The sequence below is a fragment of the Bacteroidia bacterium genome (assembly GCA_040880525.1).
Taxonomy (GTDB): Bacteria; Bacteroidota; Bacteroidia; order CAILMK01; family JBBDIG01; genus JBBDIG01.
Genome location: JBBDIG010000025.1, coordinates 20,995 through 32,548 on the forward strand (window position 1 = coordinate 20,995; position 11,554 = coordinate 32,548).

5 protein-coding genes are annotated in these 11,554 nt (G+C 47.1%); 2 read left to right on the top strand and 3 right to left on the bottom strand.

Features of this window, described 5'->3' with window-relative positions:
• Window positions 1-7: 7 nt before the first annotated feature.
• Together WD077_07305 and WD077_07310 are read left to right on the top strand one after the other, a co-directional pair.
• Entirely contained in the window at window positions 8-934 is a 927-nt protein-coding gene (locus WD077_07305; protein MEX0967028.1) for an SdiA-regulated domain-containing protein, read from the top strand.
• Window positions 924-4,640 (top strand): BamA/TamA family outer membrane protein, encoded by a 3,717-nt coding sequence (locus tag WD077_07310; protein ID MEX0967029.1) that lies wholly within the window; start codon window positions 924-926, stop codon window positions 4,638-4,640. The genes WD077_07305 and WD077_07310 overlap by 11 nt, the downstream gene beginning before the upstream one ends.
• A 208-nt stretch (window positions 4,641-4,848) precedes the next feature.
• Here WD077_07310 and WD077_07315 read toward each other — a convergent pair whose 3' ends face one another.
• The 3 genes from WD077_07315 to WD077_07325 form a co-directional block, all read right to left on the bottom strand.
• Window positions 4,849-6,855, bottom strand: a complete 2,007-nt coding sequence (locus tag WD077_07315; GenBank protein ID MEX0967030.1) for a S9 family peptidase — start codon at window positions 6,853-6,855, stop codon at window positions 4,849-4,851.
• A 410-nt stretch (window positions 6,856-7,265) separates the two neighbouring features.
• Complete coding sequence (locus WD077_07320) at window positions 7,266-8,099, bottom strand: class I SAM-dependent methyltransferase (protein MEX0967031.1); 834 nt, start codon at window positions 8,097-8,099, stop codon at window positions 7,266-7,268.
• Between the two features lie 351 nt (window positions 8,100-8,450).
• The gene (locus WD077_07325) at window positions 8,451-11,198 is read right to left on the bottom strand and encodes a T9SS type A sorting domain-containing protein (GenBank protein MEX0967032.1); all 2,748 of its coding nucleotides are present in this window, start codon (window positions 11,196-11,198) and stop codon (window positions 8,451-8,453) included.
• Window positions 11,199-11,554: the final 356 nt, after the last annotated feature.

Here is an 11,554-nt window from a genome sequence, read left to right on the forward strand (position 1 = left end):
GACAATTATGGCCATCAAGTTCTTGCCTTTATATTTTCTATTGCTGTTTTCATGCAATCAAAATAATATTGAGAATGAGGCTGAAACGTCATCTGAGGAAATATCAGATACGGTTCCCGATTTTAATTATCAATTAAATAAAGAAGATACTAAATATGATCCGGGGGAAGAACTGGTGGAAATTTCAGGGCTTGAATACCTCAATGATTCTGTCCATTTGTGCATTCAGGATGAAGAAGGTATTGTATTCTTTTTCAACCTGAGAACGGAAAATGTGGTACGCAAGCTTCGCTTCCACGGCCAGGGCGATTTTGAAGGCGTGGCGCGCGCAGGCAATGATCTATGGGTTCTTAAGAGCGATGTTACCCTGTACCGCATTATAAATTTTACAGAAGAAAATCCCCGGGTAGAGAAACATACCACCCGGCTGGGTGAAGACCAGGATGCCGAAGGGCTTTGTTATGATGAAAAACATCATCGTTTATTGATCGCCTGTAAAGATGACGCAGGAATTAATAATAAAAATAAAAAAGCTGTTTATGCTTTTGATTTAAATAAAAAGGAAATACTAGAGCAACCTGTAATTCTTATTGATTCCGAAGAAATGCGGGAACACGTGCTGGACAATGCACTTGATGAAGTATCCCTGGCCGTTCGGGAGGCCATTACCCTTTCCGGAAGCAAAAGCTTTATCCGGCCCTCTGCTATTGCCATTCATCCGGCCGATGGCAGCGTATTTATTCTATCTTCCAGGTTTTCTATTTTAATTGTGCTTAATGCAGATTATACCGTCAGGCATGTATTATCTGTTGAAAACGATCATTTTCTCCAGCCGGAAGGAATTACCTTCAGCTCTGGCGGTGATCTTTATATTTCAAATGAAGGAAATAATTTAACGCCCAATATTTTAAAATTCTCGCAACGTGATAAATAGGTTGGTAAAGAGGGCACCGTGGCTGCTCATTATCGCATTTCTTCCCTCCTGCTCTGTTCAGGGACCCATGTACAGCATCGCCAATATGGAGTGGGAGGAGAAATGGCCTGCACCGGCTGATACACCGCTTTATTCTGTAATCCTGCTGGGCGACCCCGGAAAACTGAAGGAAGAGAATGACCCTACACTGGCGCTGCTGGACAGCCTTCTGCCGGCAGCAGGTAAGAACAGCGCCACTGTTTCGCTCGGAGACAACATCTACACCTATGGATTGCCTCCCGTTGGCGCAGAGGGCCGTGACGAAGCCGAAGAACGCTCCAGGCGATTTCTTGATGCTTTCTCAGAATATAAGGGCAAACTATTCCTGATACCCGGAAACCACGACTGGAAGCGAAGCCTGGAAGGTGGATGGGAACAGGTAAGGCGCCAGGAAAGATTTGTGGAAAACTACCTTGACCACGGCAACATCTGGCGGCCTGACAATGGCTGCCCCGGCCCCGTAGAGATCCCGCTGGACAGCAACATCGTACTTATCCTGCTGGACACGGAATGGTGGCTGCATCCCTTCGATAAACCTACTGACAGGGACGGCCTCTGCGACATTACCAACCGCAATGATTTTGTGCTGCAATTGCGAGACATGCTCCGGAAAAATAAGGACAAACAGATAATCGTAGGAGCGCACCATCCGCTCATTACCAATGGAACGCATGGCGGGCGATTCCCCGTAACAGACCACATTTTTCCTTTCAGAGCACTCAATTCTGCCCTGTTTATTCCCATGCCCATTATCGGTTCCATATATCCGCTCTACAGGCGCTACCTCGGAAATATACAGGATCTCTCCCACCCCGACTATCAGGATCTGCAGGAAACATTGTTTCAGCTCTTTGAGCTTTATCCCAATATAATTTATGCAGCCGGGCATGAGCACAATTTGCAATACTCACGGTATCAGGATGATCACCACCTGGTAAGCGGATCTGCCTGCAAGGTTACCTATATCGCACGCGGTCCGGATGCTGATTTCCTGTATGCCCACCTGGGCCTTATGCAAATAGACTTTATGCCTGACCGGTCTGTTTGGCTCAAGGTATTTGCAAGTGCGGACAAAAACGAACCTACCGGGCTGGTATTCAGAAAGCTGCTGTTTAAAGTGCCGGAAGCTCCGGCTCTTGTAGAGAAGGCAACAGTAAAGGAAGGCGCATTCATTGACAGCACCGTAACCATCCCTGCCGGAGAATCCTTCCGTGCAGCAAGCTTCAAGCGCTTTTGGCTGGGCGATCATTATCGCGATGCATGGACAGCTCCGGTGGATGTGAAAGTAATGGACATGAGCACCTATGACGGAGGCTTGAGACCGATGAAACGCGGAGGCGGAATGTCTACAAAATCATTAAGGCTCAGCTCGCCCGATGGCAACCAGCACATATTCCGCAGTATTTTAAAATCGCCACAGGTGCTGCCGGAAGGACTGGAAAATACGCTGGCCGATGCGGTAGTGCGCGACCAGGTATCCGCTCTTCATCCTTACGGAGCCTTTTCGGTACCGGTGCTGGCTGATGCTGCCGGAGTTTTCCACACCACGCCAGTATTGCGGTTTATTCCGGAAGATCCGCTCCTGGGCAACTATGATGACTTCAACAATACGCTGGTGCTGGTGGAAGAACGGCCCAACGAGGATGAAACGGCCTGTACCAATTTTGGATGCGCACCAGACGTGAAAGGCACTAACGTAGCGCTGGAAGACCTGCAAAAGGACAACGACTATGAGGTGGATGAACATGCCGTTTTGCGGGCACGCCTCCTGGATATGCTGCTCGGAGACTGGGACCGCCATGATGACCAATGGCGGTGGGCCTATTTTGAGAAGGATAAAGGTGCGCTGCTGCTGCCCATCCCGCGGGACAGGGACGCGGTTTTTCACAAGTTTGATGGCCTGCTGCCCTGGATCATCAGGAGGGAATGGCTGTTTCCAAAATTAAGTTCCTACACTCCCGAAATTGAATCTTTGCGGGGACTGAACTATAACGCCCGGTATTTTGACAGGACTTTTCTTACCGGCCTTTCCCGGCAGGATTGGATATTGGAAGCACAGCGGTTGCAGCAATTGATGACGAATAAAACAATAGATTCTGCGCTCAGCGTATGGCCGGATACGATTTACGACCTCACCGGACCGGCCATTAAAGAAACCTTGCTTCAGCGAAGGGAAGATCTGGTAAAATATGCTATTAAATATTATGAAATACTAGCGAAAGAAGTGGATATCGCGGGAAGCGATAAACACGAATATTTTGAAGTGGAACGCCTTAATAATGACGAGACTGAAGTAACCGTATGGAAAACCACGACTGACAAAGGGCGCCAGCATCTTATTTATCACCGGGTATTTAAAACCGGTGAAACTAATGAGATCAGGCTCTATGGGCGCGGAGGCAATGATACTTTCATCGTGAGCGGCCATGTGAATAAAGGCATCAAAGTCCGCATCATCGGGGGTGGCAATAGCGATCTGATTATTGACAGTTCGCGCGTGAGCGGCCTTTCAAAAAAGACTGTTATTTATGATACTGAAACCGGGAATAAAATAATAGAAAGCAAAGAAACAAAAGATAAAACGATGGCAGATCCTGCGGTCAATCGCCTTGAGCGTACTGCTTTTGAATATGACCTTGTGGCCCCGGCTTCTTATTTTCAATATAATATTGATGATGGCGTGCTGATAGGCGGTGGCGTTCAAATCACTACAGAAGGTTTCAGAAAGGATCCGTATAAAACGCGCCACAGAATTTTAGGAAATTTTGCATTTCTTACCCATTCTTTTAATTTTAAATATTCGGCTGAATTTAATGAAAGCATAGGAAATAAAGATTTCATAATGCAAGCCCATGCCTTTACGCCACGATATGCAGGTAATTATTTTGGAATGGGCAATGAAACTGAGAAGCTGGGCAGCCTTTATTTTCACCGCATCCGCTATGACGAATTCCTCATCCAGCCGGGCCTGAGAAGGCGCTACCGCAATAATCATCATTTGCAGTTTAATTTGAATTATTTATTTAATGAAGTACGGGAAACGGATAATACATTTATTGCCTCCACCCAGTCAGATCAACCGGAATCAGTTTTTACGCAAAGTCATTGGTTAGGTGCAAACGGCCAATATAGTTATCATTTTGTGGATAGCGAGGTGAATCCCAAGCGCGGTATCCGCTTTAAGGCGCAGGCCGGAGCAAATCAGGAAATCGCTCCTGCTCCCAAGCAGTGGCTCACGCTGAATTCTGAATTCACCGTTTACATCACGCTCATCCGGCCGCTGGTGCTGGCCAACCGCTGGGGAGGCGGCACCAATATCGGGCAATTCGACTTTTACCAGGCCCAAACCCTGGGCGGACCAGAAAACCTGCGCGGATACAGGCGAACCCGGTTTTATGGCCATTCGCGTTTCTACCAGAACACTGAGCTCAGGTTGCATCTTTTCAATTTCAAAAGCATTTTATTTCCGGGGCATGTTGGCCTAATCGGTCATTATGATTATGGACGTGTCTGGGTGCAGGATGAAATTTCGGATAAATGGCATCAGGGCTACGGAGGCGGAGTTTGGATCAGCCCCCTCAACAAAGTGATCTTCAGCGGCACCTACACTTTCTCCGAAGACGAAACTAACGGACTGCTCAATGTGAAGCTTGGGTTTTTCTTTTAGGGGTAGATTAAGTCTGAGAAAGCAGACCATAGCCAACGGTTTAAACCATAGGTAATCGTTATCGAAATAAACCCAACCATTTCAATGGTTTTAAAAACCGGACTGGCACAAATCGCTAATAACACAATTATTGAAAATGGTTAAAACCAATTTGTCTTGTGGTTTAAACCTTTATTATCCACGAATATATTCATGAAGATATAAGGATCTATTGCCCTTCTCCCGTATTTTCAATGTTCGCAGGCGGTTTCGGTTGGCTACTTTCTTTGAGGTAGGTGTCAAACCAGCGCAGCATTCTCAAATTGTAATCGTAGCGGGCAGTTGCTTTCCTGTTGCCGTGGCCTTCACCGGGATAGAGCACCAGCCTCACCGGAGTTTCTGTGCGGGTTTTGATGTGGCGGTAAAGCTCGTAAGATTGGCTGGGGCTTACGCGGGTATCGTCCTTGCCGTGCATAATCAGCAGGGGTGTTTTGGCCTGTCCTGCATAGAAAATGGGACTTCTCTCCATAAAAAATTGATAGTCTTCCCAGATTCTTTTCCGAAGGTGTACTAAAAACATTTCTTCAGGAATATCACTGGTTCCCCACAACGAAAGGTTATTGCTGATGCCAACAAACATTACCCCTGCTGCAAAACGGTCTGTGTGGCGGGTGCTGAGCCAGGCGGTGGCATATCCGCCATAAGAACCTCCGGTTACGCCAACTTTGTCTTTATCTACAAGCCCTGTTTCTATCAGGTGGTCAATACCATTTATGATGTCGTCAAACTCTTTGCCTGCGGGATCTGCCTGGCTTGATTTGATAAATTCGATGCCCCTGCCCGTGCTGCCGCGATAGTTAGGGTAAAAAACGGCATAACCTTTTGCGGCACCCATCTGGCCCGGCATGCTGTAGTAAGTAAGCCAGCCATTGTCATAATGTGCTTCAGGGCCGCCATGTACCACAGTGATGAGCGGATATCGCTGATTGTCCTGTACATCCACCGGCCTGATGAGGATGCCCTGGATTTCGAGGCCATCTGCGGCTTTGTAGGTTACAACTTCCTGCTTGCCCATCTTCCTTTCTTTTAGCCACGGATTTGATGTGGTGAGGCGTTCCGGTGTAGCGGAAGTGGACTTTGCATAAAAAAGCTCGTTGGGATGTTCGGGCGTGTTGCCGGTTAGCGCCATCTTTCCATCTTTTGCTATGCTAAAGTTGCCGTAAGCCACATCGCCTTTCTCAATCATCATCTTCATTTTACCTTTAAGGTCAATCGTGCCGAGGCTGGTATACACACCTTCACTCGCCAAAAACGTAATGCCTGATTTATTTTTCCAGTCCAGTTTATCAAATGAACCTTCGAAATCGCGGTTAAGTATCTGTGGCTTTCCTCCATCTGCACTCATCACCAGCAGGCGTCCTGCAATGGGATCGTGCTGATCCTCACCACCAATAAATGCAAGGCGTTCTCCATCGTAGCTCCACACAAAATCGCCCAGTTTGGCCTTATGATCAGCTTCCCCAATCTTGTCACCGCTGGCATTCAGGATATAGATTCTTTGGCTGGTATAATGATCATCCACCATTGCGCTTGGCGCTGCACTCACTGCTATGCGCGAACCATCGGGACTAAAACGGGCCTGGCTGCAATGGAGGTCCAGGTTCAGTTTTTTGGCCGTTCCGTTATCGTCATTTACACTCACAATAAAAACGCTGGACATGCCCAGGTTTTCTTCGTATATCTCCGGCTCATAAGGCAGCTTGCTCTCTTTGTCCTTTTCTTTTACTTTGGAAATAAATACGATGCTATTCCCATTGGGGTGCCAATTGTAGTTGGAAATTGGTGATTCAAACTCATAGATCTTTTGCGCTTCGCCTCCCAAAAGCGAAATTTCATAGAGCGCATTGGTTTTGTCCTTGCCGCGCTTGCTGATAAAGGTAATACTGTTGTGTCCCGGCCTGAATTGAAGTGCGCCAATGCCGTTTTGCGTAATGAAGGGAGTAGATACTCCACTCGCCACATCGTACACATGGAGCCTGACATGCGTGGAAGCATTTTCTTTGGTTGGATCTGCCGGTACGGCCACGCCATAAGCGATCTTATTGCCGTCTTCCGAAATTTCTGCGAAAGTCACCATCTCCATCATGGCAATGTCCATAGGTGTGATTACCGGCCCCTGGGCCTGCCCCACCAGGTAGAATGCCAAAAGGCAGAGAATTAAACTGATTCTTTTCATAATGAACTGATTGCATTTATTTTTTGAATTCTTAATTATCCAAAAGTACAGCTTGGTGAATTGAATATTGATAGGATCTGGATGAAAAGTGAAAAAATCAAAAGTGGAAAAATGGGAAGAAAGCGTGATAAACGCTGTGTAGAATAGTATTTCGCGTGGGGCAAGCTTATGCCTTCTGACAAGTCACGAATAACACGAAGCGCTAAACCACCCGGAAATGGTGGACCAAATAATAGATTGCATTCACCCGTACCCGATAAAAGCGGGATATGAAACGCTGCCAGAAAACTGGTACTAAAGCAGCGCTTGTCCGGAAAGTCTTTGAACGTATTGGAGGTTCAGGAACCAGAATTCAAACTACGCAAAGTCGTCACTTGGCTGGAGCCAGACGACTGGTGAGGGTCAGCAGATCATGGTTTTATACCAGAGAAGATGACATAACAATTTTTATTCTGGAGGGCGCTTATGTTCAGTTTAAAAATGAATTTAGCCCAGTATTTTATAAGCCGGTTTATTAAAGAATTTCCAGCAGTACTATTCTTAAACCAGTAACGGTGTTGCTTAAACCCTTCAATTATTTGCGGAGTAATGTCTTCAGCGCAGATTAATTGAAGGTTGCTGTTCCGGAGGGCCTCGTGGTATTGCTCCATTGACCAGTTGAAATGCCACATCTTACTATCCCAATATCCGTAGGACCGGGTTTTCCGGCTCAGTACATCAGCAATGAGGAAGTGGCCACCGGGTTTCAGTACCCTGAAAACCTGCTGGAGAAATGCCCCTTTATCAGGATAGTGCAACGCGCTCTCTATATTCAGGACTGTATCATACGTGTTATCTTCGAGGTAGCTAAGTTTCTGAGCATCATCGAAAATGAATCTGACGTTTACCAGTCCGAACTTTTCTGATTCTTGCTTTGCTATTTCCAGGTTATCGCGGTTTATATCAATGCCTGTATAGCTCGCAGGCGCGAATCTTTGCATCATATATATTCCCTGTATGCCATTTCCGCAACCTATTTCCAGAACATCTCTGCCAGCTATAGCGCTGGTTTTAGAAAGGCAGTAGTCAGTGAGGTTCTGCTGACATTGAAGGAAAGTCTCTCCCTCCTTTTTATAAAATGGAAAGTGGATTTGCTGATAATCTCCATACATCCGCAGGTAGGCGCTATTTACCGCTATATAAAAGGAATTGGTGCCTGCCCCCGCCCGGAGATATTTCAGTGATGATAAAGCTATTTTTAACACGGCAATATTTTTTTGAGGTAAAGATGCAGAAAAAGAGGTAGAAGCGGAGAAGGCATTAATGGCTCATGAAGCCATTACCGAATACTGGAGGAAATCGAATAATTAATGTTTTGTTTGGGAGATTTAGACAATTAACCTAAAGGTTGAAAATCCAAGTCGCCTCTTGGCTGGAGCCAGGCGTCCGGGAAGGAGGACAATGAAATCAAAATAGCCGATTTGTTATAGTTACCGCTATGTCTTACCAACCAAACCTGAATGGACCTGGAAAATGCCTTGGAGAAAAATATTTGTTAAAAACAGAAAGGGACAAACACCGCCACCATCAAAACCCTAAACTAAAATAATCAACTCTTAACGTTGAATTACGAGGGACTTTGTTGCCTCCCCTTCTTTCGAGATTACATTAAAATAATAAATGCCAGCGGGGTATTTACTAAAATCCCAATTAAGCTTTTGATCCTGTCCTTTTGCCACCGTGCGGGTTTCCAGTGTGCGTCCAGCTTCATCAAAGAGTGACAACTGTACTTTTCCTTGGGTATTAAATTCGATTGTCATAATGGTACTGGCAGGATTTGGATAAGTTTTCAATCCAATTTTATCTGCCCACGTCACTTCTTCCACACCCGTAATATCAATCAACGTATTCACATGGCCTGTGTAAATGCCATTGCCATGCGTGCCCACCGCTACGAGATTATCTGCCTGGCGCGTCTTCACCATCTCCACTACCACATTTCCGATGGTTGTCGCACCGATGTTCCGCCACATAGTACTCAAACCCAAGAGCGTGTCTGTGGCGAATAAGCCTGCACTGGTTCCTGCGAAATAGGCGTTCCGGCCATCCACCTTCATCACGGCCAGCCAGCGCACGGAAGGCCCGCTGCCGAGGCCGAGATCATTTTGCTCAAGGTTGCCTGCGCATTTCTCCCAGGTAGCACCAGCGTCCCATGATGTGAAAATACTATACACACCATAGTTGGAAAACACCACCACCACGTGGTCACCATTGTCAGGGTCTACGGCTATGCAGTTCACATATCCCGATGGAGGGAACTGGACAAAAGTGATATCCTGATGCGCAGGGTCTCCCGTGTTGGCATTGTCCACACGGTAAACCTTCCTCCTGTTGGTACCATAATAAACCCGGTGCGAGGGACTGGCTTTAGAAACACCAATGGCTGTAATTTCAAGCGTGGAAACAGATAACGTATCACTGAACCGGAACCAGTTTGTACTTATCGAATCGAACGTGTTGGTGAGCGGAATGGCATCCAGGTTATTGTTGCGCCAAAGGCTGCGGCCGGCCGGCAGGTACATAATCTTTTCATCAGACGGGTCAATCACAAACGGATTGATGAACTGGTAATCCCTGGCGCCAATAGGATCAATACGCGTAAAATCCCCGCGCGATCCATCAGAATTCAGCTTCATCTTCACAATGCGCCCCAGATGCTTGGAGAGGTAATATACATCTTCATCAGCCGGAATGGCCGCAAAAGAGCCGTCACCGTTGTAGGGATTTACCCAGTCGCCCTCAGGATCGTTTGTCATGATTACCTGATTGCCGTTGTCCTGAAAACCTCCAAAAAGCGTATTGGTCACCTTTTCCTCATTGATGGTGACCGTATAGACCTGGGTAGTGTTATATCCCCGGTTCAGCGGCTGCCAGCGCACAATGCCCGCCAGGCTGTTGTCTGTTTTAAAAAGGCCGCCATCATTAAGATTCAGCACTTTATCGGGGTTTGACGGATAAAAAAGCAAATCATGCTGGTCCGGGTGATGGTCCTCGTACATCTGGAAATCCGGCAGTCTGGTGCCAATTTCGTAGCCCCCTATCTGCGTTGTATTGCCTGGCGTTTTAAAAGCATCGGTTGACCGGTACAAATTAGTACCGCCAATAAATACCACATTGGAATCATCCGGTTTCACCTTTATCATCAGATTATAAGAACCCTGGGCATTAAAATTATCGAAAGATCGGGGCGCCTTGTTCGGAAGGTTTTGGGACAGGTCTACCCAATGGCCATTGGTGTCAGCGCCATCACCATCCAGATAAGTATATTGCCAAAGGCTCACCCATTCCGTATCGCCCCGGTAATTGGTAAAATCCATTCCGCTGCCGGGCGTTACACCAAGTATGTAAACCTGATCTTCATTCATGGGATTAACGGCAGGCACCAGCCGGTTATACTCCACGGCAAATCCGGGAGGCGTAAGGTTGGTCCAAGTTATTCCGTCCGGGCTTCTCCAGATTCCGCGCTGGGCGCTCTCACTGCTCAGTGTGGCGTACACCACGCCCGGAGAAGTCACCACCACATCCGTAAAGTACGAGTTCATATTATTGCCAAGAACAACCTGCCAGCTCTGCCCTCCATCCGTACTTCTGTAAATATTCCCGTAGGTAGCAGCATACACCTCATCTTCTGTCATATTTGAAGCATCCGTGGCCAGGCGATAAACAACCTGCCACGGTTTTTCAAATGTGGTGTTTGATACAGAAGCCGTGGAAGAAAGCTGGTTCCAGGTCAGGCCATTATCCGTTGATTTAAATAAGCCATCGCCATAAAAGAAGGCGCCACCCCCACTTGCCGAGTTGCCTGACCCCTCTCCCGTTCCGTAGTACCAGGTAGCGGTTTTTCCGGGCCTAACGTCCTGCACCAGGGTTGTCACGTTGTGCAAGTCTCCGGGTTCGGTGCGCTTGGTCCAGGAAAGGCCGCCATCCGTAGAGCGCCAGATGCCACCCGAAACGCCACCGGCAACTATGATCTGCTCATTGGCCACGTCAATGCCAGCGCCCCGCGTGCGGCCACCCACGTTGTAGGGGCCGCGTGCCGTCCATGCCACCGCCTTCTTGAAAAGTGCATCCGTAGGCAGCGTTTTCGCAAACATCAGCTCCCTGCTGCGAATTCCCGATGGAATCTGCCCGTCAGGCCCTGCCAGCCGCGCCTTTTCATACTGCAACAGTTCTTTCGGATCGCGGTCGTTGGCTGCGCTATCCATTATTGCGGGTGGAACTTGCGCCTTGTCCTCCCCAAAATAGAAGAATGCAGCAATAGCACACATTATCGCAACTGCCCCTACTGCTAATATTTTATACATTTTCATGGTGTAAAAATAAATGAAAAGGTTGAAGAACGTAGGCTTCAATTGGCGGGAAGCAAGTGACTGCTTTTGGTCCATCAAAGCAGCAAGACCACTGGGAGATACACCCACATCGCCACTAAGGAAATAGCCAGATAAATAATCCTTTAGACGATTTGGTTATCTAAGAAGTATTATGTCTACATTTGGCAACGAAGTCGGGGTGGAATTCCGGATTCAGGTAAAGTGGGTATATAGGCAATTGCGTATATAAACTCGTTGTAACCAATTGTAATGACATACAGACCATGGTAAAAAATTTATAGGTATAGGCTTTTAGATCGCAATTCTAAAGTGCTGATTTAATTCGTTTT

What these genes read in the sequence shown, in the direction of transcription:
- WD077_07305 (MEX0967028.1), top strand. Translation starts at nt 8, where the DNA reads ATGGCCATCAAGTTCTTGCCTTTATATTTTCTATTGCTGTTTTCATGC.
- WD077_07315 (MEX0967030.1), bottom strand. Translation starts at nt 6,855, where the DNA reads ATGAAAAGAATCAGTTTAATTCTCTGCCTTTTGGCATTCTACCTGGTG.
- WD077_07325 (MEX0967032.1), bottom strand. Translation starts at nt 11,198, where the DNA reads ATGTATAAAATATTAGCAGTAGGGGCAGTTGCGATAATGTGTGCTATT.